General features: G+C 60.6%; 20 protein-coding genes. 13 read left to right on the top strand and 7 right to left on the bottom strand.

Translation table 11 applies throughout. The features are described 5' to 3' along the window. Positions 1 to 139 precede the first annotated feature (139 nt). The 9 genes from htpG (at position 140) to CEW87_RS18735 (ending at position 11,228) form a co-directional block, all read left to right on the top strand. Positions 140 to 2,071, top strand: a complete 1,932-nt coding sequence (gene htpG / locus CEW87_RS18775) for a molecular chaperone HtpG (RefSeq protein WP_108975442.1) — start codon at positions 140 to 142, stop codon at positions 2,069 to 2,071. A gap of 250 nt (positions 2,072 to 2,321) precedes the next feature. Continuing rightward, positions 2,322 to 3,089, top strand: coding sequence for an ABC transporter ATP-binding protein (locus tag CEW87_RS18770; protein WP_108975440.1), 768 nt, complete (start codon positions 2,322 to 2,324; stop codon positions 3,087 to 3,089). Between the two features lie 17 nt (positions 3,090 to 3,106). Continuing rightward, positions 3,107 to 3,829, top strand: a complete 723-nt coding sequence (locus CEW87_RS18765; RefSeq protein WP_108975438.1) for an ABC transporter ATP-binding protein — start codon at positions 3,107 to 3,109, stop codon at positions 3,827 to 3,829. Between the two features lie 35 nt (positions 3,830 to 3,864). Then, complete coding sequence (locus tag CEW87_RS18760; RefSeq protein ID WP_108975436.1) at positions 3,865 to 5,079, top strand: ABC transporter substrate-binding protein; 1,215 nt, start codon at positions 3,865 to 3,867, stop codon at positions 5,077 to 5,079. Between the two features lie 70 nt (positions 5,080 to 5,149). Beyond that, positions 5,150 to 6,031 (top strand): branched-chain amino acid ABC transporter permease, encoded by an 882-nt coding sequence (locus CEW87_RS18755; RefSeq protein ID WP_108975434.1) that lies wholly within the window; start codon positions 5,150 to 5,152, stop codon positions 6,029 to 6,031. A 22-nt stretch (positions 6,032 to 6,053) separates the two neighbouring features. Then, positions 6,054 to 7,007 (top strand): branched-chain amino acid ABC transporter permease, encoded by a 954-nt coding sequence (locus CEW87_RS18750; RefSeq protein WP_108975432.1) that lies wholly within the window; start codon positions 6,054 to 6,056, stop codon positions 7,005 to 7,007. A 67-nt stretch (positions 7,008 to 7,074) separates the two neighbouring features. Then, positions 7,075 to 7,782 (top strand): SDR family NAD(P)-dependent oxidoreductase, encoded by a 708-nt coding sequence (locus CEW87_RS18745; RefSeq protein WP_234421583.1) that lies wholly within the window; start codon positions 7,075 to 7,077, stop codon positions 7,780 to 7,782. Positions 7,783 to 7,992: 210 nt separating this feature from the next. After that, complete coding sequence (locus tag CEW87_RS18740; RefSeq protein WP_159098211.1) at positions 7,993 to 10,269, top strand: putative bifunctional diguanylate cyclase/phosphodiesterase; 2,277 nt, start codon at positions 7,993 to 7,995, stop codon at positions 10,267 to 10,269. Between the two features lie 35 nt (positions 10,270 to 10,304). Next, complete coding sequence (locus tag CEW87_RS18735) at positions 10,305 to 11,228, top strand: spermidine synthase-like protein (RefSeq protein WP_234421582.1); 924 nt, start codon at positions 10,305 to 10,307, stop codon at positions 11,226 to 11,228. 30 nt (positions 11,229 to 11,258) lie between these two features. On the opposite strand, the gene CEW87_RS18730 is transcribed toward CEW87_RS18735, so the two are convergent. Then, a complete protein-coding gene (locus CEW87_RS18730; protein WP_108975426.1) occupies positions 11,259 to 12,707 on the bottom strand; it encodes a chloride channel protein in 1,449 nt (482 codons plus the stop codon). 210 nt (positions 12,708 to 12,917) lie between these two features. Between CEW87_RS18730 and CEW87_RS18725 the strand changes: the two genes are divergently transcribed. Beyond that, positions 12,918 to 13,442, top strand: coding sequence for a MarR family winged helix-turn-helix transcriptional regulator (locus tag CEW87_RS18725; protein WP_108975424.1), 525 nt, complete (start codon positions 12,918 to 12,920; stop codon positions 13,440 to 13,442). A 251-nt stretch (positions 13,443 to 13,693) separates the two neighbouring features. Continuing rightward, a complete protein-coding gene (locus tag CEW87_RS18720) occupies positions 13,694 to 14,464 on the top strand; it encodes an MBL fold metallo-hydrolase (RefSeq protein ID WP_108975422.1) in 771 nt (256 codons plus the stop codon). A gap of 44 nt (positions 14,465 to 14,508) precedes the next feature. On the opposite strand, the gene CEW87_RS18715 is transcribed toward CEW87_RS18720, so the two are convergent. Genes CEW87_RS18715 through CEW87_RS18705 form a run of 3 tightly spaced genes read right to left on the bottom strand, consistent with a single transcriptional unit; the run spans position 14,509 to position 17,958 of the window. Next, entirely contained in the window at positions 14,509 to 15,687 is a 1,179-nt protein-coding gene (locus CEW87_RS18715) for a vWA domain-containing protein (protein ID WP_108975421.1), read from the bottom strand. Further along, a complete protein-coding gene (locus tag CEW87_RS18710; protein ID WP_108975419.1) occupies positions 15,687 to 17,096 on the bottom strand; it encodes an EAL and HDOD domain-containing protein in 1,410 nt (469 codons plus the stop codon). Before CEW87_RS18710 ends, CEW87_RS18715 begins: the two co-directional genes overlap by 1 nt. 10 nt (positions 17,097 to 17,106) lie before the next feature. After that, complete coding sequence (locus CEW87_RS18705; RefSeq protein ID WP_108975417.1) at positions 17,107 to 17,958, bottom strand: AAA family ATPase; 852 nt, start codon at positions 17,956 to 17,958, stop codon at positions 17,107 to 17,109. 152 nt (positions 17,959 to 18,110) lie between these two features. On the opposite strand from CEW87_RS18705, the gene CEW87_RS18700 reads away from it, so the two are divergent. Both CEW87_RS18700 and CEW87_RS18695 read left to right on the top strand, forming a co-directional pair. Next, positions 18,111 to 18,431, top strand: coding sequence for a c-type cytochrome (locus tag CEW87_RS18700; protein WP_108975415.1), 321 nt, complete (start codon positions 18,111 to 18,113; stop codon positions 18,429 to 18,431). Further along, a complete protein-coding gene (locus CEW87_RS18695; RefSeq protein WP_108975413.1) occupies positions 18,428 to 18,760 on the top strand; it encodes a c-type cytochrome in 333 nt (110 codons plus the stop codon). The genes CEW87_RS18700 and CEW87_RS18695 overlap by 4 nt, the downstream gene beginning before the upstream one ends. A gap of 30 nt (positions 18,761 to 18,790) precedes the next feature. On the opposite strand, the gene CEW87_RS18690 is transcribed toward CEW87_RS18695, so the two are convergent. From CEW87_RS18690 to CEW87_RS18680, 3 genes are read right to left on the bottom strand one after another with little or no spacing between them, the layout of a single operon-like run. Further along, positions 18,791 to 19,222, bottom strand: a complete 432-nt coding sequence (locus tag CEW87_RS18690; RefSeq protein WP_108975411.1) for a DUF1841 family protein — start codon at positions 19,220 to 19,222, stop codon at positions 18,791 to 18,793. Positions 19,223 to 19,253: 31 nt separating this feature from the next. After that, entirely contained in the window at positions 19,254 to 19,886 is a 633-nt protein-coding gene (nth, locus tag CEW87_RS18685) for an endonuclease III (RefSeq protein WP_108977366.1), read from the bottom strand. An 11-nt stretch (positions 19,887 to 19,897) separates the two neighbouring features. Further along, positions 19,898 to 20,608: an electron transport complex subunit E gene (locus CEW87_RS18680; protein WP_108975409.1), complete on the bottom strand. Its 711-nt coding sequence runs from the start codon at positions 20,606 to 20,608 to the stop codon at positions 19,898 to 19,900. Between the last annotated feature and the right edge of the window lies 1 nt (position 20,609).

Here is a 20,609-nt window from a genome sequence, read left to right as displayed (position 1 = left end):
CAAAGCTATCAAGCGACGCACCGCCGCACGAAACAGGTAGGTGTCGGCCAGCGCAGCAATCTCATCTCAGGGGCTTGAAAATCGGCGAGGCTGTCCCAATCTCTCGGCCACGACTTTTCATCATCGGAGACGCATCAAGATGTCCAGCGCCCAGACCGCCGCCGAAACCCTGAATTTCCAGGCCGAAGTGAAGCAGTTGCTTCACCTCATGATCCACTCGCTTTATTCGAACCGCGAGATCTTCCTGCGCGAGTTGATCTCGAACGCATCCGACGCTTCCGACAAACTGCGTTTCGAGGCCATCGACCAGCCGGCCCTGTTCGAGGGTGACAGCGATCTGAAGATCCGCGTTGCCTTCGATGCCGAAGCCAAGACCATCACCATCAGCGATAACGGCATCGGCATGAGCCGTGAAGAGGTTGTTGCCCACCTCGGCACCATCGCCAAATCCGGCACCAAGGAGTTCTTTGGCAAGCTGACCGGCGACCAGAAGAAGGACGCCCACCTGATCGGTCAGTTTGGTGTCGGTTTCTACTCTGCCTTCATCGTTGCCGACAAGGTCACCGTGGTGACTCGCCGTGCCGGTCTGCCCGTGAGCGAAGGTGTGCAGTGGGAATGCAGCATGACCGGTGAAACCGCCGGTGAGTACACCGTTGCTGCGGTCGAAAAGCTTGGTCGTGGTACCGAAATCACGCTGCACCTGCGCGAAGACCAGGATGACCTGCTCTCATCGTGGAAGCTCAAGAGCCTGATCCGCAAGTACTCTGATCACATCGTGCAACCGATCGTGATGAAGAAGGAAGAGTGGGACGAGGAGAAAAAGGCCCAGGTCCTCACCGACGAAGACGAAACGGTTAACCAGGCCAATGCCCTGTGGGCACGTTCGCGCAACGAGATCACTGAAGAGGAATACAAGGGCTTCTACAAGCACGTCGGTCACGACTACGACGAGCCGCTGGCGTGGACCCACGCCCGCGTTGAAGGTCGCCAGGAATACACCCAGTTGCTGTACGTGCCGTCGCACGCGCCCTTCGACATGTGGGATCGCAATGCACGCCATGGCGTGAAGCTCTACGTGAAGCGGGTCTTCATCATGGATGACGCCGAGAAGCTGATGCCGACCTATCTGCGCTTCGTGCGCGGTGTGGTCGATTCGGCCGATCTGCCGCTGAACGTTTCGCGTGAAATCCTGCAGGAATCCAAGGACATCGACACCATTCGGGCAGGTTGCACGAAGAAGGTGCTTGGCCTGCTCGAGGATCTCGCGACCAGCGACGAAGCCGGTGATCAGGAAAAGTACGCAACCTTCTGGAAAGAGTTCGGCAAGGTACTCAAGGAAGGTGTGGGCGAGGATTTTGCGAACAAGGACAAGATTGCCGGCCTGCTGCGTTTTGCTTCCACCCACGCGGACACCCCTGAGGAAGTGGTCTCGTTCAAGGACTACATCGGTCGCATGAAGGAAGGTCAGGACAAGATCTACTACGTCACCGCAGAATCCTTCAATGCGGCGAAGAACAGCCCCCACCTTGAGGTTTTCCGCAAGAAGGGCATCGAAGTGCTGCTGCTGTCCGACCGTGTCGACGAATGGGCGCTGGGCAACCTCACCGAGTTTGACGGCAAGCAGCTGCAGTCAGTGGCGAAGGGTGGTCTCGATCTCGGTTCGCTGGAAGACGAAGCCGAGAAAAAGGAAGCCGAGCAGGCGGCCGACGAGTACAAGGAGCTGATCGAGAAGATGAAGACCAGCCTTGGCGAGCGCGTCAAGGACGTCAAGGTCACCCTGCGTCTGACCGACTCTCCCGCGTGCCTGGTAGCCGACGAGCACGATCTCGGCATGAACCTGACCCGTATTCTGAAAGCAGCAGGTCAGAGCGCACCGATGTCGAAGCCGATCCTCGAGATCAACCCGAAGCATCCGGCGGTGCTGCGTCTGAAGTACGAAGACAAGAGCTTCGACGATTGGGCGGCCGTGCTGTTCGACCAGGCTCTGCTTGCCGAAGGTGGCGCACTCGATGATCCGGCGACGTTTGTGAAGCGGATCAATCAGTTGATGATGGCAATGAGCGGTAACTGAGGGGCGTGCCGCCGCCCGTGAAACGGGTGTGCAGCAAATTCCGGGAAGAGGGCCGTCCGCGATGTTGCGGCGGCCCTTTTTTTGTCTCCGAACGCAACGCGAAACAGGCCTGGAATGACGCGCAAGTGCGGGTTTACGATACTTGTTGCGCGTGGGAGATGACGCAAAACTACGAGTACAAGAACAAACAATCAAACGCAGTTACTGCGCGCAGTTCGACGCGATTTCTGCATCAACGCCGGGATGGAGCATGAGCGAGTTCATACTCGAAACAAACGGCCTGACCAAAGAGTTCAAAGGGTTTGCCGCTGTGTCCGATGTCGACCTCAAGGTCAAGCGTGGTCACATCCATGCATTGATCGGTCCCAACGGCGCTGGCAAGACGACTGTCTTCAATCTGCTCACCAAGTTTCTTCCGCCGACCTCGGGCAAGATCCGCTTCGACGGCAAGGATATTACCCACGAAGCGCCTGCGGTGACGGCACGCCGGGGAATGGTGCGCTCCTTCCAGATTTCGGCCACCTTTCCGCATCTTACGGTGATGGAGAACGTGCGCATCGGCCTGCAGCGCAAGCTCGGCACCGAGTTTCATTTCTGGCGCTCGGAGAAGTCACTCGATGTGCTCAATGACCAGGCGATGGCCCTGCTGGAGTCGGTCGATCTGACCCAGTTTGCGGACACCGTGACGGCGGAAATGCCCTACGGTCGCAAACGTGCGCTCGAAATCGCCACCACGCTGGCGCTCGATCCCAAGATGATGCTGCTCGACGAGCCGACGCAGGGCATGGGCAACGAAGACATCAGCAGGGTGGTGGAGTTGATCCGCAAGGTGTCGGCCAATCGCAGCATCCTGATGGTCGAACACAACCTGTCGGTGGTCGCAAACCTGTGTGACCGCATCACCGTACTCACTCGCGGCAGCGTGCTTGCCGAAGGCACGTACGACGAAGTGTCCAAGAATCCGAGCGTGCTCGAAGCCTATGTCGGTTCCGACGACATGAACGACGCCCATCACTGATCCCGGCCCATCAATCTATGACCAGCGCCTTCAAGCCCCATCCCGAAATGCTGCGGATCCAGGATCTGCATTCCTTCTACGGTGAATCCCACATCCTGCATGGCATCGATCTGAAGGTGGCGCGTGGCGAGTGCATCACGCTTCTCGGGCGTAACGGCTCGGGGCGCTCGACTACGCTGAAGTCCATTCTCGGTCTGGTCGGGCGGCGCAGCGGGTCGATCATGGTCAATGGCAAGGAGGTCATTGACGAGCCGACCCACCGCATGGCCCGCTACGGCATCGGTTACGTGCCCGAAGAGCGTGCCATTTTTGCCTCGCTCAGCACCGAGGAAAACCTGATGCTGCCGCCTCAGGTGGCAACTGGCGGCATGTCGCTCGACGAGATATACGGCATGTTCCCCAACCTGCTCGAGCGCCGCACCAGTCCCGGTACCAAGCTCTCTGGTGGCGAACAGCAGATGCTGGCGATGGCACGTGTGTTGCGTACCGGTGCCAAGCTGCTGCTGCTCGACGAGATCACTGAAGGTCTCGCGCCGGTCATCGTCAAGAAGCTTGGCGAGGTGATCACCGAGCTCAAGAAACGCGACTTCACCATCGTGATGGTGGAGCAGAATTTCCGCTTTGCTGCACCGCTCGCCGACCGGCACTACGTGCTCGAACACGGCGAAATCATTGCCACCATCCCTGCGGCCGAGTTGCCGGAGAAGATGGACTGGCTGCACCAGACGCTCGGGGTTTGACTCGCGCGAACAACAAACAGGACGGAGACAATACAATGCACATGAAGAAACTGACGACGCTGGCCTGCGCCGCCGCAATTGCAAGCCTGTCGGGTGTTGCGAATGCACAGATCTCGGACGGCATGGTCAAGATCGGTGTGCTGACCGACCTGTCGGGTACCTATTCCGACCTGGCAGGCTCCGGTGCGGTGCTTGCCACCCAGATGGCAATCGACGACTTCATCGCCGAAGCAAAGCCCGATTTCAAGATCGAAATGGTTTCCGCCGACCACCAGAACAAGGCCGACATTGCGTCGACCAAGGCCCGTGAGTGGTTCGAGCGCGAAGGTGTCGATACCGCAACCGAACTGGTGACCACGTCGGTGGCGCTGGCGGTGATGAAGGTCGCCAAGGAAAAGAACCGCATCGCGCTGATGAGCGGGCCGGCTTCGACTCCGATCACCAACGAGCAGTGCAACGACGTCAGCGTGCATTACACGTATGACACCTACTCCCTGGCAAACGGCACGGCCAAGGCGGTGACGAAGCAGGGCGGCAAGACCTGGTACTTCCTGACCGCTGACTACGCTTTCGGTCAGTCGCTCGAGAAAGACTCCTCGGCAGTGGTCACCGCCAATGGCGGCAAGGTGCTCGGCTCGGTACGCCACCCCTTCCCGGCGTCCGACTTCTCCTCCTTCCTGCTGCAGGCGCAGGCGTCCGGGGCGCAGATCATCGGTCTGGCCAACGCCGGTGCCGACACCACGAACGCGATCAAGCAGGCGGCCGAGTTCGGCATCACGCCGAAGCAATCGCTCGCAGGTCTGCTGATGTTCATCACCGACGTGCATTCGCTCGGTTTGAAGAGCACCCAGACCATGTACCTGACGACGGGTTTCTACTGGGATCTCAACGACGCCACCCGCGCCTGGTCGAAGCGCTATTTCGACAAGCAGAAGCGCATGCCGTCGATGGTGCAGGCCGGTCAGTACTCGTCCGTGCTGCACTACCTGCGCGCGGTCAAGGCAGCCGGTACGGATGAGGCCGGCAAGGTCATGGCGCAAATGAAGAAGATGCCGATCAACGACTTCTTTGCCAAGAATGGTCAGATCCGCGACGACGGCCGGATGATCCACGACATGTACCTGGTGCAGGTGAAGAAGCCTGAAGAGTCCAAGTACCCGTGGGATTACTACCATGTCCGCCAGACGATCCCGGCAGCCGAGGCCTTCCAGCCGCTGTCTGAGTCGCGCTGCTCGCTGGTCAAGAAGTGATCGGTTCGCGCTGATTCATTAATCACATCGTACCCGGGGCGCCCAGCGCGTCCCGGTACGGGAGTCGCAAATGGAAATTTTCGGTGTTCCGAGCGCGCTGCTCGGCAGCCAGTTGCTGGTCGGCCTGATCAATGGCTCGTTCTACGCCATTCTCAGTCTCGGTCTGGCGATCATCTTCGGTCTGCTCAACATCATCAATTTCGCCCACGGTGCGCAATACATGATGGGGGCCTTCGTGGCTTGGATTGCACTGACGAAGTTCGGTGTCAATTACTGGGTTGCCCTGCTGTTGGCGCCGATCACGGTCGGTGCGCTGGGGGTACTCCTTGAGCGCACGATGTTGCGCAAACTGTATAAGCTCGACCACCTCTACGGCCTGCTGCTCACCTTCGGGCTGGCGCTGATCTTCGAAGGCGTGTTCCGCGACCAGTACGGTATTTCGGGGCAGTCCTATCCGGTGCCGGAACTGCTGGAGGGTGGCGTCAATCTCGGATTCATGTATCTGCCCATCTATCGGGGCTGGATCGTCATTGCTGCGCTTGCCGTGTGTTTTGGCACCTGGTTCATGATCGAAAAGACCAAGCTCGGCGCCTACCTGCGGGCCGGTACGGAAAATCCTCAAATCGTGCAGGCCCTCGGGATCAACGTCCCGCTGCTGATTACCTTCACCTATGGTTACGGTGTTGCCCTGGCCGCCTTTGCAGGCGTGCTGGCTGCGCCGGTCTATCAGGTCAATCCGCTGATGGGGTCGAACCTGATCATCGTCGTCTTCGCCGTAGTGGTAATCGGCGGCATGGGGTCGATCATGGGGGCAATCCTGACCGGCCTCGGTCTTGGACTGATCGAGGGACTCACCCGTGTCTTCTATCCCGAAGGCTCTGCGGTGGTGGTGTTCATCATCATGGTGATTGTCCTGCTGGTTCGACCTGCCGGCCTGTTTGGCAAGGCCTGACGCGGTTCCAAGGAATAGGCACATGAAGAATAACGATTCCGTTTTTACCCGCATCATGCCCTTTCTGTTCGGGCTGCTTTTTCTCATCGGTCTGGTGGCGCCGTTTGCGGTGTATCCAACCTTTCTGATGAAGATCCTGTGTTTTGGTCTGTTCGCCTGCGCATTCAACCTGTTGCTGGGATTTGCCGGTCTGCTGTCCTTCGGGCACGCGGCCTTTCTGGGGACGGCAGGTTACGTCTGCGGCATGCTGGTGCGCGATGTGGGTGTCACCCCAGAGATCGGGCTGATCGGCGGCACGGTGGCCGCAGGCCTGCTGGGCTGGTTGTTCGGTGTGCTGGCCATCCGGCGCACTGGCATCTACTTCGCGATGATTACGCTGGCGCTGGCGCAGATGGTGTACTTCGTCGTGTTGCAGGTGCGGGCGACCGGCGGGGAAGACGGCTTCCAGGGGGTCCCGCGCGGCAACCTGTTCGGCCTGATCGACCTGTCCAACAACATTTCGATGTATTACCTCGTGTTTGCGGTGTTCTGCATCGGCTTCTTCATCATCTACCGCACGGTGCATTCGCCCTTCGGCCAGATCCTGAAGGCCATTCGTGAGAACGAACCGCGCGCCATCTCGCTTGGCTACGACGTCAACAAGTTCAAGCTGATGGCTTTCATCATCTCCGCTTCGCTTGCAGGTCTCGCAGGTGCAACCAAGACCCTGGTGTTCCAGCTTGCATCGCTGACCGACGTGCATTGGCATACATCGGGTGAGGTGGTGTTGATGACGCTGCTCGGCGGTCTCGGCACCATTCTCGGGCCGCTGGTCGGGGCTGCGACGGTTGTCTCGCTGCAAACCGAGCTTGCCGACACCGTGGGTTCGTGGGTGACGGTGATCATGGGCGGGATCTTCGTGGTCTGCGTGATGCTGTTCCGTCGCGGTATCGTTGGCGAGATTCAGGCTCTGATACAGCGCGCCGGAATACGCTGATGCGCTGCGGGCGCCCCCGGCCGGTCGGATTTTTGCGACCGGCGGGGTGTGCCCGGGCAACTGAATAATGATGGAGTCCTTTCCTCCAGGCGGATTGGCAGTGGTCGTCGGCGCCAGCGGCGCGATCGGTGGTGCGCTCGCCGACGCGATCGAAAGCAGTGGTCGTTTTGCCGACGTGCTTCGTCTGGGGCGCACGACATCCCTGCCGCTCGACCTGCTCGACGAAGTGTCCATCGTGGCTGCGGCGCGTCAGGTGGGCGAGCATTCAGCCCCGCTCAGGTTGCTGATCAACGCATGTGGATTTCTTCACGACGGAGAGCGCATGCCCGAGCGGAGCTGGAGGCATCTCGATCCAGCCAGTCTGGCTCACAGCTTCGCCATCAATAGCATCGGCCCGGCCCTGCTGGTCAAGCACTTCATGCCCCTGTTTGCACGCGACGGCAAGTCGGTTTTTGCGGCGCTGTCCGCACGCGTCGGCAGCATCGGAGACAACCGGCTCGGTGGCTGGTATGGGTATCGGGCGTCAAAGGCTGCACTGAATCAGATTCTTCACACTGCCGCGGTCGAACTGGCCCGCAGTCATCCTCAGTCAATCTGCATTGCACTTCATCCGGGTACGGTTGAGTCGGGACTGTCTGCGCCTTTCGCCCGTAACGGGCTCGATGTTCAGCCGCCGGCGGTGGCCGCAAGCCGCCTGCTGGCGGTAATCGAAGTGCTCACCCCGACTGACTCCGGCGGGTTCATGGACTATCGGGGCGATTCGATCGTCTGGTAGCGGCACTGCTGTCTTCGTATCGATACAGCGCCTTCCTGCAATCTTTTGTCGCGACCGTGGCATGTTATGCATCCCATGATCTTATTCGCTGGTGTTCGGTTGAGCTCATCCACTATCCTTTGGTCATGAGGAGCGCCGTCTTGCTGCCCACTTGAGCAGCTGCAAGGCGCCGGTTTTGAGCTGGAGGCGCGTATGGTTGGAGCGATTCGCATGCATCGACGTGTGTTTTGCCTCGTAGCGGCCATGTGGGGGGCTGATGCGATTGCGTCCACCGGGCCGTTGGCGAAGCTTGTCGAGACAGACGTGCTTACCTTGCCCGTGCTGACGATGTTCAGCCTGCTCGTGATCGTATTCTGGTGGGGGCAGCGCAGGATCCGCCTTGAGCGTCAGCGCGCCGCAAAGAGCATGTCCGCCTGTGCCGAGAGCGAGCGCCGCTTCCGGAATCTGTTCGAGCACACGCCCGAGATCTCGGTACAGGGCTATGACCGCAACCGGCGCGTCATCTTCTGGAACCTGTTCAGCGAGAAGCTCTATGGCTACTCGGCACAGGAGGCGATTGGAAAGCGTCTGGAAGAGCTGATCATCCCGGACTGCATGCGTTCAGGTGTGATCGAGGCCGTGGACAACTGGGTGAATGGCGGAGAGGGCATTCCTGCCACTGAGCTGACGCTCAGACGGCGGGATGGCTCGCCGGTGCACGTGTTCTCGAGTCACGTCATGCTGCATGGGCGTGATGGAGAGCCCGAGATGTACTGCATTGATATCGATCTTTCTGCCCGCAAGACTGCCGAAGACCAGTTGCGCAAGCTTTCCCTTGCCGTCGAGCAGAGTCCTGAAAGCATCGTTATTACGGATCTCTGGGGCAGTATCGAGTACGTTAATCGCGCGTTCGAGCTCACGACGGGTTATTGCGCAGACGAGGTGATCGGGCAGAATCCGCGCGTGTTGAATTCCGGCAAGACGTCTCCCGAGGTGTACAAGGGCTTCTGGGCCACCCTGATGCGTGGCGAGAGTTGGCGTGGTGAGTTCATCAATCGGCGCAAGGATGGGAGCGAGTTTGTCGAACTGGCCGTCGTGGCGCCGGTGCGCGGCAAGGACGGCACCGTCACCCACTTCCTTGGGATCAAGCAGGATGTCACCGAGCAGAAACGGGCCGCGGCCGAGATCAACCGACTTGCCTACTACGACGGACTCACCGGGTTGCCAAACCGCTCGCTGCTGATGGACCGGCTCGGACTTGTGCTGGCTGTGTCGCGCAGGCAGCCGCGCCAGGATGCCTTGATCGTGTTCAACATCGATCGTTTCCAGACCCTCAACGATGCCCGTGGGCATGCGATGGGCGACCTGTTGCTGCAGGCGCTGAGCAGACGACTTTCTGCTCTGCTGCGCGAAGGCGATACGCTGGCCCGAATCGCGGGTGCCGATTTCGCGATTCTGCTTCAGGCGCTCGACATCCATCGCGAGGATGCGAGCCGGCGCGCGCTTTCAGTGGCAGAGAAGCTCCACGCTGCATTGCGTGAGCCGTTCGATCTTGGCAGCGAGACGGCCGTGATCACGGCCAGTCTCGGAATCACAACCTGTCCCGACGATACCGATGACACGCCGCTTGAGATCCTGCGTCGTGCGGATATCGCGCTTCATCGCGCCAAGGATGCGGGGGGCAACCAGAGCGCCTTTTTCGAAACCGCGATGGGCGACGTCGCACGGCAGAAATTCCGCACAGAACGGGAGCTCAGACGAGGCATTCCGGCGGGCGAGCTGCGCTTGTATTTGCAGTCTCAGGTCGACGAGAGGGAGATCATTCAAGGGGCCGAAGTTCTCGTGCGCTGGGAGCATCCGGAGCGCGGGCTCGTGCCGCCGGGGGTCTTCGTGCCGGTCGCGGAGCAGTCAGACCTGATCTGCGAGCTTGGCGTGTGGGTGCTCGAAAACGCCTGCCGTCTGATGGCTGAGCACGGTTCGGAGGGACGCAAGCTGAGACTGTCGGTTAACATCAGCCCGCGTCACTTCAGACAGCCCGATTTCGTGCCCTGGGTCTGCGAACTGCTGTCGATCCATGGCGTCGACCCGTCCTGGCTTACGCTTGAGGTCACCGAGGGTCTGATGATCGAGGATATCGACGGTGTGGTCGCCAAGATGCGGGCATTGACTGCGTTCGGCATCCGCTTTTCGGTCGACGACTTCGGGACGGGGTACTCGTCGCTCGCCTACCTTAAGCGCCTGCCGCTGCATGAGTTGAAGATCGATCGCACCTTCGTGCAGGATGCGCCCGAGAACAGCGACGATGCTGCGCTGGTCGAAACCATCCTGGCTGTTGCCCACAGCCTGCATCTTCAGGTGGTGGCCGAAGGGGTGGAGACCGTTCGGCAAGCGGCCTTTCTCAACGCGCGTGGTTCGATGATTCATCAGGGATATCTTTACGGCAGGCCGCAAGCCGCGTCGGAATGGATTCCGCAGTGGCTCAAACAGCTCGAGGGTGTCTTGCCTTAGAATGCGGCGGCTGAACAGATCGCCGGAACGGAGCCTTGACCAACAGCAAACACGAAGCAGACGTCGCAGCGCGGCGAATGGACCGCGCGCAGGGCAGGGGCGGGGTGTTCGAACTTCCGAGTCCCTTCCCCGGCGAGCCGGGAATTGTCCGCTTGCTTGAGCCGGCATTCAGTCAGGCGGAAGAATTGAGCGAGCGTCTCGTCTCCGGTGAATACCGGAAGCCGTTCGTCCTCGAACATGAAGGTATGTGCGCGCTCTATTTCGGCTCGCTGCGCTTCCAGCAAAGCGCCATGCAGATGGCTGCGCCACATGCGCTCGAGGTAGCTTATACGCAAGGCATGATGGCGTTCCTGCTGTTCAATCCGCGACCGCGGGCGATGACCCTGCTGGGCCTTGGCGGAGGCTCCCTCGCGAAATTCTGTTATCGCCACCTGCCGGCGACTTCGATCACGGTTCTCGAACTCGACCCCGACGTAATCGCGTTTCGCGATGTCTTTCAGGTGCCGCAGGACGATTCACGCTTTCGCGTCGTGTGCGCCGATGCAGTTGATCATGTCGGCGCGGGTGCGGAGCGCTGCGATGTGCTGATGGTTGATCTGTTCGACGAGGATGGCGTTGCCGGCGCGCTGACCCGTTCCGGCTTCTATCGGGATGCGCGCGCGATGTTGTCCGGAAGCGGCGTCATGGTGATGAACATTGCCGGCGACAAGGCCTCCTACGCCCCTCATGTGGCGCTGGTTCGAGAAGTCTTCGACGACAACGTGATCGCGATGTCGGTGCGCGAAGACGGCAACTACCTGCTCTTCGCATTCAAGAACGCCGGGTTCGAGCCGCGCTGGAAGTGGATGAAGTCCATTGCCCGCGAACTGCAGGGGCGGATGGGCCTGGATTTTCCGCGCTTTGCCCAGCTCCTCGAACGGGGCCAGGCAATGCGTCTGGCGCAGCGCATGTCCTACTGACGTGGCGCGCCTCGGTGGCGCGCCGGCGTGTCACTGCTCTGTCGCGGGTTTGGTGTCCTGGGGGCTGGTGGTGTCGTGCGGCGCGGCTGGCTTGGTGCGGGCGTGATGGCGACTGGCCTTGTGCTCGGCATTACGCAGCAGTGAGTGCGCAATCGTGTGATAGATCGGCAGCGGACATACCGACTTCGAGACCGCATTCGCGACCACGGCTGTTGCCATCAGCGGGAGCAGCATCTCGTGATTGGCGGTCATCTCCATGACGATCACCAGCGAGGTAATCGGGGCCTGCGTCATCGCTGCAAGGAAGGCCACCATGCCGAGTACGAGTATCGCTGGATCCTGCCCGTCACCGATGAAGGGCGCCAGGTCTGCGCCCAGGCCGGCGCCCACGGCGAGTGCAGGTGCGAAGATGCCGCCCGGGATGCGCGCCACAAAGGCAAGCCAGATCACCGCCAGCTTCGCAATCATGAAGTAGGCGGGCAGTTGCGCCGTGCCTTCCAGCGCAGCCTTGGACTCGGCGTAACCTGTACCGTAGGTAAGGCCGCCGGTGGCCAGTCCGATGAGCGCGGTAGCGAGTCCGCAGCCGGCAGCGAATGCGACCGGGCGTGACACCGAGAATTCGCCGATGCGCCCGGGTAACTGGCGCGAGGACGCAATCAGCAGGCGCGAGAAGCCTCCGCCCAGCAGTCCGCCAAGCACGCCGCAAAGCAGCACCAGCCACGCACCGTCAGGCCAGCTGACCGAGGCCGGTGTTTGTCCGAAATAGGTGTAGTTGCCAAGTACCGCAAGTGACATCAGACCTGCGAAAATCACCGCGATCAGGGTTGTGCTGTTGGCGCGGAATGGGTGGTGCCGACAGATTTCCTCGATGGCGAACATGATGCCGCCCAGCGGGGTGTTGAATGCTGCCGCAATGCCCGCGCCGCTGCCGGCAATGATCAGGTCGCGGCTGGATGCGATCCTGCCAAAGCGCTTGCCGGCGAGCATGTGCATGGCAGATGCGCCGACCTGGACCGAGGGGCCCTCGCGACCGATTGAGGCGCCGGAGAGCAGGCCGCCAAGGGTCAGGAACACTTTTGCGATGGCGATCTTGAAGGACAGGAATTGCCGTCGCAGCTGGCCGTCATCAGTGAGCGACGCGGCGATTGCCTGCGGAATGCCGCTGCCTTCGGTGCCGGGAAAGAAGCGACTGGAGACCCAGGCCATCGCGGCGAAACCAGCCGGTGCTATGAGGAGGGTCAGCCAGGGGCTGACATGCATCAGCGACTGGTGGTAACCAATTGCCAGTTCGGCGCCAATGGCGAAACCGATGGCAATGATGCCTGCAAGCAGTGCGGCGCCGACAAGCAGCAGCCTTTTGCGCCAGCGTCTGATTGAGAGCCAGGGCAGCGCGTAGCGACGGCTGCCGCGAGCGATATGCTTGAAGGCTCGGTGAGGGATATTGTGCGGCTGTTCCGGGGGGGCGTCGGGGGGCGGCATTTTGGGGGATGAAGAGGTCGTCTTTGCAAAGACCGGCCTGAGTTTGAAAAAAACAGCTGAACCTTATTCACTTTGAAGCATTGTTTCGAGCGAAAAGCTCACCTTCCGCGGGCAGCAAACCCGCAAGATGGTTACGATACGCGAGACCGTCCCTGTCTGCGAATTTTTTGACAATCATTGTTTGAGAAAATATAGTCGGAGCCAATATTGATGCCCCAGCCACAGAATCCCTTGAATAAATCTGCTGAAAAACCTGCAGAGAAGAATCGTCAGGTCACACCCTTGTCCGTACTACAGCGTTTTCGCGTGCTGATCCGCACCGCACAGCGTCATTCTCAGTGGATTGAGCGCCAGAGTGGTGTAACCGGTGCCCAGCTCTGGGCCCTGCAGGAGCTGAGCGAGGTTCCCGGACTGCGGGTTGGTGAACTGGCCAACTGCATGGCACTGCATCAGTCGACTGCGTCGAACATGATTGACCGCCTCGAGACCGGCGGGCTGATCCGCAAGGAGCGTACGAGTGCAGACCAGCGCGTCGTGCGACTGTATCTGACGGATGAGGGTGAAGCACTCCTCGCAAGAGCACCGTCACCCGCACGAGGCATTCTGCCCGAAGCCCTGCGGCGGCTTGATGAAGACGATCTTCTCAGACTGCAGACCGAACTCGATGGTTTGCTTCACAAGATCAAGGTGCTCGATGACGGATTCGGCATGCAGCCGCTACCCTTCACCGAATAGCAAATACCCGGGCCGGCGGGTTTTCCGGCCAACCGTTTCGCACTAGTGCGGACAGCAGCTTGAGGGCGGCCCCGAAGGGGTCGCCCCTTTTTTTTGTCCACTTTCCTGCCCGCTTGTTGATGGCGGATGAATGGTTTTTGATCAACATCAAGAATGGCCCGCTTAGTCGGCACGGTGGCCGATGTCTGAGGTAGAGTTCCGCGCTTGTTTCCCGCTTTCTGCGGGCTCTACTTTTGCGGGGCACCCGGATCATGGCAGTTGAGCTTTACAACGACGGCAAGCATGTGTGTTTGGCTTTCTACGATCTTGTCGACGAAGAGGCCGACCACGCGGTGCAATGCAACCAGTTTCTGATCGTGGATGGAGATCATGGCGCCCTGATCGATCCGGGTGGCAACATGACCTACAACGGTTTGCTGATGGGCATGCAGCGCTACTTTCCGTCGCGCAATCTGGACTACATCCTGGCCTCGCATGCTGATCCGGACATCATCGCGTCCCTGAACAAGTGGATGGTTACCACGCGCTGCCGGGTGCTGATTTCCAAACTGTGGGCGCGCTTCCTGCCGCACTTCACGACCGGACGGGACTATTCGGATCGAATTATCGGAATTCCCGACGAAGGCATGGTGGTGCCGCTGGGCGAGAGCAAGATCAAGGCCGTTCCCGCACACTTCATGCACTCCGAAGGCAACTTCCAGTTCTACGATCCGGTCTCAAAAATCCTGTTTACCGGAGACATGGGCGCATCGCTCATCGATCACGACGTGGCACTGAAACCGGTGACGAACTTCGACGAACATATTCCCTTCATGATCGGCTTTCACCGCCGCTACATGATCTCGAACAAGATCTGCCGCTTCTGGGTGAACATGGTGCGCCAGCTCGATGTCGAGATGATCGTGCCGCAGCACGGTGCGCGCTTCGAGGGCAAGGTGATGGTCAACCGCTTCCTCGACTGGATCGAGAACCTGCAGTGCGGTGTCGATATCATGACGCAGGATAACTATCGCGCACCGTGATGCTGCCGGTGCTGCAGGGTTTTTGCCCTGACGGCGGCACCGCTTCAGTGTTTTTTCGATAGCGACTGCATCGTCCGGGTCAGGCCATCCAGGGTCATCGGAAACATTCGTTCGCCCACGAGTTGGCGAATCAGCTCGATGGACTTGCGGTAGTCCCAAAGGCGCTCCGGTTCCGGGTTGAGCCAGGCTGCTGCGGGGTAGGCATCGAGCAGGCGGCGTAGCCATGCAGCGCCCGGTTCGGCGTTCATGTGCTCGATCGACCCGTGCTGGTGCACGATTTCGTACGGACTCATGGTGGCGTCGCCAACGAATATCAGCTTGTAGTCGGGGCCAAAGCGATGAATGACGTCCTGCAAGGGGATGCGTTCGGTGTGGCGACGCGTACTGTCGCGCCACACGGTTTCATAGACACAGTTGTGAAAATAAAAATACTCGAGATGCTTGAACTCGCTGCGACAGGCTGAAAACAGCTCTTCGCAGACCTTGACGTGGTCGTCCATCGATCCGCCGACGTCGAGAAACAGCAGCACCTTCACTGCGTTGTGGCGCTCGGGCCGCATCATCAGGTCGAGCCAGCCTGCATTACGCGCGGTGGCGGCGATGGTGCCGTCGAGATCCAGTTCCTCTGCCGCGCCTTCACGGGCAAAGCGACGCAGGCGACGCAGTGCGACCTTGATGTTGCGCGTGCCGAGTTCAATGCTGTCGTCCAGGTTCCGGAATTCGCGCCGGTCCCACACCTTGACCGCCGTTCTGTTGCCGGCCGATTCTCCGCCGACGCGGATGCCTTCCGGGTGTGTGCCGTTATTGCCGAATGGCGAACTGCCGCCGGTCCCCACCCATTTCGACCCGCCCTGATGACGGCCTTTCTGTTCTTCAAGACGTTTGCGGAATGTCTCCATCAACTTGTCCCAGCCGAGTTTCTCGAGCTTGGCCTGTTCTTCGGGGGAGAGGTGCTTCTTCATGGCAGCCCGAAGCCATTCCTCAGGGAGGTTGGCGTCGAGACCGGGCAGGGAGGAGACTTCCCGGAAGTAGGTCCCGAATGCCTGGTCGAAGCGATCATAGAGCGCTTCGTCCTTGATCAGGCAGGTGCGCGACCACAGATAGAAGTCGTCCAGAGAATGACCGCAAACGCCCTCGCGCAAGCCTTCGAGAAGGCTCAGAAACTCGCGGGTGGAAACCGGTAGGCGGCTGGCCTTCAGATGGAGAAAGAAGTCGATCAGCATTACGCCTCGGCCTGCTGTATCTCCAGCGCCCAGGCGAGCGCTTGCAGATGGAACTCGGCAGCCTCCTCCGGGGTTGTCTGGCTGCGCTCGGCCGCGCTGCGGATAGCCTCGGCATCGGCACGTTCGCATGCCTGGGCCAGCATGAGTTGCGGTGCGTAGGGCCCTTCACTGCGCATGATGGCCGCTTCGATCTCGGGTGCAACGGCAAGCGATGTCATTGCACGTTCCATCGGCACCTGCAGCACGACATCGATGAGCGACAGCAGTCCGGTCAGAAAGAGGGACTCGCGTTCGGGCGCACTGAGCCTTGAGCCTGTCAGTTCCATCATCCGGGCGCGGACGAGCGCGGTCTCAAGAACGGCCGAAGCACGCCCTTCCTTGTCGTCCGTGCTGCACATCAGCAACATCACCCAGCGGTAGAGTTTGTCGCGGCCGAGCAGAATCAGCGCGCGCTCGATCGAGGAGACGTGCTCGGACAACCCGTTCGCCGCAGAGTTGATGTATCGCAGCAGGCGGACCGCCAGTGCGGCGTCCTGCTTCAGAAGCGTGACGATCTCGTCGGTCTCGGCCTGCTTGCGCAGCTTGCCGGCCAGCATTGCCAGGCGTGTGAAATTGGGACCGAGATTGTGGTCTTTCCAATCCTCACGGCTGGTGATGAAGGGGCCTTGGAAGAGGCTGGCACCCAGCTTGAAGCAGAAGTTGAAGTCTTCCAGGCCGGGCAGTTCGCGCACCAGCAAGGTGGCCCGGGGAGCGCGTTCGACAATGCTTGCGGTCAGCGCGAGGGCTGCTTCGGCGGTGAGTTGCGGGGCACGGACGATAACGACGTCGGCTTCGGGTAGCAGGTCGGCAAAGCCTGGTTCGGATACCGGGTCGGGCAGGCCGATGCGATATCCAATGGCACGCAAACGGCGGATCGTCGCCAGCAGGGCATCGGGCGCCGGTGTGCCCGCGTCGGGCAAGCGGGTCAGGACAAGGACCGTATTGGCCGCCGGCAGGTGCAGGATGCATTCGTGGTCAATGAAGGAGTCGGGGATGTCGATGTATGCCGACCGCGGCCCGAGCAGCTTGCCAATGTCGGCATGTGCCAGGCTGTTGACCAGCACTTCGGCGTAGAGGTGGTGAACGCGCCGGGAACTGTTCCGGATGTGGTTGCGTGCTGCTTCCTGCAGCAGGAACTGGTAGCCCGCGATCTTCTGTTTGCGGTTGAGCACCGCTTCCCGGCAGATGAAGGTGGCGCCAATCTCTTGGGGGGCCGCTGCGGGCTCTGTGGCTGCTGCGGCGGGCGGGCCTGCACGCAGCGGCGCCTGGCGGTTGAGTTTCTCGAAGCCTGCAGCCTGGGTGACGGGCTGCTGCTGTACAGGTGTTGGTGTGCGACGGCCGAAGAGCCAGTTTAGGAGTGTCTTGAACATGATTCGGATCTCAGCGGTTCTGGCGAGCCATATGGACGAGGCGTTCAAAGAGGTGCATGTCCTGTTCGTTCTTCAGCAGCGCGCCTGCAAGTGGCGGAACGATGGTCTTGTTGTCCTGCGAGCGCAGGGCCTCGGGCGGGATGTCCTCTGCGACCAGCAGTTTGAGCCAGTCGATGAGCTCGGACGTCGATGGCTTTTTCTTGAGGCCGGGTACATCGCGCAATCCAAAGAAGACCTCCATCGCCTCGGTCAGCAGGGCCTTGCGAATGCCGGGGAAATGCACGTCAACAATCTGCTGCATGGTATCGCGGTCGGGAAACCGGATGTAGTGGAAGAAACACCTGCGCAGGAAGGCGTCGGGCAGTTCCTTCTCGTTGTTCGATGTGATGAAGACGATGGGGCGATGGCGTGCGCGAACGGTCTTGCGCGTCTCGTAGACATGGAACTCCATGCGGTCGAGCTCACGCAGGAGATCGTTCGGAAACTCGATGTCGGCCTTGTCGACCTCGTCGATCAGCACGACGGTGGGATTCTCGGCTTCGAAGGCCTGCCACAGCACCCCCTTTACGATGTAGTTGGAGATGTCCTTGACGCGATCGTCTCCGAGCTGTGAATCGCGCAGCCGCGACACTGCATCGTATTCATAGAGGCCTTGCTGGGCCTTGGTCGTGGACTTGATGTGCCATTGCAGCAAGGGCAGGCCGAGTGCCGTCGCCACCTCTTCTGCAAGCATGGTCTTTCCGGTGCCCGGCTCTCCCTTGATCAGTAGCGGTCGCTGCAGGCGAATGGCTGCATTGACCGCAAGCATCAGGTCGGGTGTGGCAACGTACTGCTCGCTGCCTTCGAAGCGAAGTTGGGACATCCGGGAATCCTCTGATTAATTTTTCTCGATTATAGGGCTAGGGTTCCCGATGAATCACGCATGACATAAAACCAGATGCAAGATTGCGCCGGGTGAGAACGGTATGCAGTCGGAAAAATGCGCTTCAGCCTGCTTCACACAGAGGAGACACCATGCAGGGACGACATCTGCTTCTGGCTGCCATGATGGCGGCGTCGAGCATAGGAGTACAGGCAGCGGGGGGGAGTGCCGAGGCTGGAAAAGAAAAGACCTCGGCCTGTATTGGCTGTCACGGCATACCGGGTTACAGGACGAGTTTTCCCGAGGTGTACTCCGTGCCGAAGCTGGGCGGGCAGCATCCGGAGTACATCGTGCGCGCACTCCAGGCCTACAAGGCGGGCGAGCGAAGCCACCAGAGCATGCAGGGTATTGCAGGTTCGCTCTCTGAGCAGGACATGGCAGACCTCGCAGCCTATTACGGAGGTGAGCGATGAGTGCTCAAATCCGACGTTGTCTGGTCCCGCTGCTGGTGCTCGGCCTGTTTTCGGCTGGTCTCGCACAAGGCGCCGATCCCCTCAAGGGCAAGGAGAAATCAACGGTCTGTGCGGCCTGTCACGGTGCGGATGGCAACAGTCAGACACCGGAGTTTCCGCGCATTGCCGGGCAGCACGAGGATTACCTGCTGCGCGCACTGCTGGACTACAAGCGCGGTGAGCGCAAGAACCCGATCATGGCGGCCCAGGTCGAGAACCTCGAAAAGCAGGATCTGGCCGATCTCGCTGCGTGGTTTGCGAGCCAGAGCGGGCTGGTACTCAAGCGTTAGCGCAGCGTCGAGGCTGGCGCGGGCACGGGCTCACAGAAGGCCGGCCCGCCGGCGTACGCAGGTGAGGTAGGCCAGGCCATCCGGTGGGGCGTTATTGCGCTGGGCGTTGAAAATGGTCTCGCCGAGGCATTCAAGTACGTCGTGAAGCGCATCGTGGCGATTGCCTCGTTGTGCACAGGCGGCGTCGAAGGCTGCGCGCAGCCCGGGCGGCTGGTCGATCGAGAGCTGTTCCTCGATCGCAAGATGAAGAGACAGATGCAGGAAGGGGTTCACCTGCCCGTCCTCGGGCGCGAAATCGCGATCGACCGCTTCCGGGTCCTCGACCAGCGCATGGTATTCGGGGTGGTTCTGCAGGATGTCGGCGGCGATGGTCTCGAGTGGGGTCAGCACCTCGCGCCCCGTGTGCTTTCGCCAGGCGTCGATGAAAAAGGTGCGAACCTGGTCGCGTGAAGGATTGAACATGGGCGCTCTCTGAGTTTGGGGTGCGGCCGTATCAGACCGTCTTGTCGCGGAATCCGCACAGGTCCCGCACGATGCAGGCTTCGCAGGCGGGCTTGCGTGCGGTGCAGGTATAGCGTCCGTGCAGGATCAGCCAGTGGTGTGCATCGAGCAGATATTCTTTCGGGATGCGTTTCATCAACGCATGTTCGACTTCCAGGACGTCCTTGCCCGGGGCGAGGCCGGTGCGGTTGGAGACACGGAAGATATGAGTGTCCACTGCCATTACGGGGTGGCGAAAAACGGTGTTGAGGACCACGTTGGCGGTCTTGCGTCCAACACCTGGCAGGGCTTCCAGCGCCTCGCGGCTTTGCGGCACTTCGCCGCCATGCCGGTCGAGCAGGAGGCGGGACAGGGCGACGGTGTTCTTCGCCTTGTTGCGGAACAGGCCAATGGTCTTGATGTGCTCGGCAACCGCCTCCTCGCCGAGCGTGATCATTGCCTCGGGTGTCGGTGCGGCGGCAAACAGTCGGCGGGTTGCGAGGTTTACGCTCTTGTCCGTTGCCTGCGCCGAAAGCACGACTGCAACCAGCAGCTGGAATGGCGATGCGTATTCAAGTTCGGTTTCCGGCGCCGGGTTGGCTGCCGAGAGGCGGCGAAAGAACTCTTCGATGGCCTCGCGCTTCATCTTGGCCATGTTCAACCGGCGGCAGGGCTTGCTTCCGGCGCTGCGCTGTCGGCGCTGGCGGTCGCGGCTGGTTTCAGCCGGGCACGAGCGGCGATCCGGGTGTTGATCGTGTTGTACATCGCGATCAGGCAGCCAAGCGCGAAGAAGGCGCCCGGCGGCAGGATGGTGATCAGGAAGCCGGGGTAGTCGTCGCCGAAGATCACCAGTGCGGACGCGTCCGGGAAGATCATCTCAATGCCCGAAAACAGGGTGCCGGTGCCGATAAGCTCGCGGATCCCGCCGAGAACGGCGAGTACCCACAGCAGGCCGAGCCCCATCAGCAGCCCGTCGATGGTCGAGGACAGGGCATCGTTCTTTGCTGCAAAAGCCTCTACCCGGGCCAGCACGATGCAGTTGGTGACGATCAGCGGAATGAAGATGCCGAGCACGAGGTAAAGGCTGTGCAGCCAGGCATTGAAGGCCAGGTCCACCACCGTGACGAGCGCGGCGATGATCAGAATGAACACGGGAATGCGGATCTCGTAGGGGATGAAGTTGCGCAGGCTTGCCACCGCAAGGTTGGCCAGCGACATCACCAGGATGGTGGCCAGCCCGAGGCTGACCGCATTGACCATATTCGTGCTGATGGCAAGAATCGGGCAGAGGCCGAGCAACTGGGCAAGGCCGGGGTTCTGTTTCCACAGGCCGTTGAAGGCACTTTCGCGAAATGTCTGCATGTTCATG

The organism is Parazoarcus communis (assembly GCF_003111665.1).
Taxonomy (GTDB): domain Bacteria; phylum Pseudomonadota; class Gammaproteobacteria; order Burkholderiales; family Rhodocyclaceae; genus Parazoarcus; species Parazoarcus communis_B.
This window is presented reverse-complemented; position numbering and strand designations above follow the sequence as displayed.

Excerpts from the sequence above, each read along its gene's own strand:
- CEW87_RS18740 (WP_159098211.1), top strand. The coding sequence starts at position 7,993 with ATGCATCGACGTGTGTTTTGCCTCGTAGCGGCCATGTGGGGGGCTGAT.
- CEW87_RS18755 (WP_108975434.1), top strand. The coding sequence starts at position 5,150 with ATGGAAATTTTCGGTGTTCCGAGCGCGCTGCTCGGCAGCCAGTTGCTG.
- CEW87_RS18695 (WP_108975413.1), top strand. The coding sequence starts at position 18,428 with ATGAGTGCTCAAATCCGACGTTGTCTGGTCCCGCTGCTGGTGCTCGGC.
- CEW87_RS18745 (WP_234421583.1), top strand. The coding sequence starts at position 7,075 with ATGATGGAGTCCTTTCCTCCAGGCGGATTGGCAGTGGTCGTCGGCGCC.
- CEW87_RS18725 (WP_108975424.1), top strand. The coding sequence starts at position 12,918 with ATGCCCCAGCCACAGAATCCCTTGAATAAATCTGCTGAAAAACCTGCA.
- CEW87_RS18715 (WP_108975421.1), bottom strand. The coding sequence starts at position 15,687 with ATGCTGATCGACTTCTTTCTCCATCTGAAGGCCAGCCGCCTACCGGTT.
- CEW87_RS18720 (WP_108975422.1), top strand. The coding sequence starts at position 13,694 with ATGGCAGTTGAGCTTTACAACGACGGCAAGCATGTGTGTTTGGCTTTC.
- CEW87_RS18710 (WP_108975419.1), bottom strand. The coding sequence starts at position 17,096 with ATGTTCAAGACACTCCTAAACTGGCTCTTCGGCCGTCGCACACCAACA.
- CEW87_RS18750 (WP_108975432.1), top strand. The coding sequence starts at position 6,054 with ATGAAGAATAACGATTCCGTTTTTACCCGCATCATGCCCTTTCTGTTC.
- CEW87_RS18705 (WP_108975417.1), bottom strand. The coding sequence starts at position 17,958 with ATGTCCCAACTTCGCTTCGAAGGCAGCGAGCAGTACGTTGCCACACCC.
- nth (WP_108977366.1), bottom strand. The coding sequence starts at position 19,886 with ATGAAGCGCGAGGCCATCGAAGAGTTCTTTCGCCGCCTCTCGGCAGCC.
- CEW87_RS18760 (WP_108975436.1), top strand. The coding sequence starts at position 3,865 with ATGCACATGAAGAAACTGACGACGCTGGCCTGCGCCGCCGCAATTGCA.
- CEW87_RS18700 (WP_108975415.1), top strand. The coding sequence starts at position 18,111 with ATGCAGGGACGACATCTGCTTCTGGCTGCCATGATGGCGGCGTCGAGC.
- CEW87_RS18765 (WP_108975438.1), top strand. The coding sequence starts at position 3,107 with ATGACCAGCGCCTTCAAGCCCCATCCCGAAATGCTGCGGATCCAGGAT.
- CEW87_RS18770 (WP_108975440.1), top strand. The coding sequence starts at position 2,322 with ATGAGCGAGTTCATACTCGAAACAAACGGCCTGACCAAAGAGTTCAAA.
- CEW87_RS18730 (WP_108975426.1), bottom strand. The coding sequence starts at position 12,707 with ATGCCGCCCCCCGACGCCCCCCCGGAACAGCCGCACAATATCCCTCAC.
- CEW87_RS18680 (WP_108975409.1), bottom strand. The coding sequence starts at position 20,608 with ATGAACATGCAGACATTTCGCGAAAGTGCCTTCAACGGCCTGTGGAAA.
- htpG (WP_108975442.1), top strand. The coding sequence starts at position 140 with ATGTCCAGCGCCCAGACCGCCGCCGAAACCCTGAATTTCCAGGCCGAA.
- CEW87_RS18690 (WP_108975411.1), bottom strand. The coding sequence starts at position 19,222 with ATGTTCAATCCTTCACGCGACCAGGTTCGCACCTTTTTCATCGACGCC.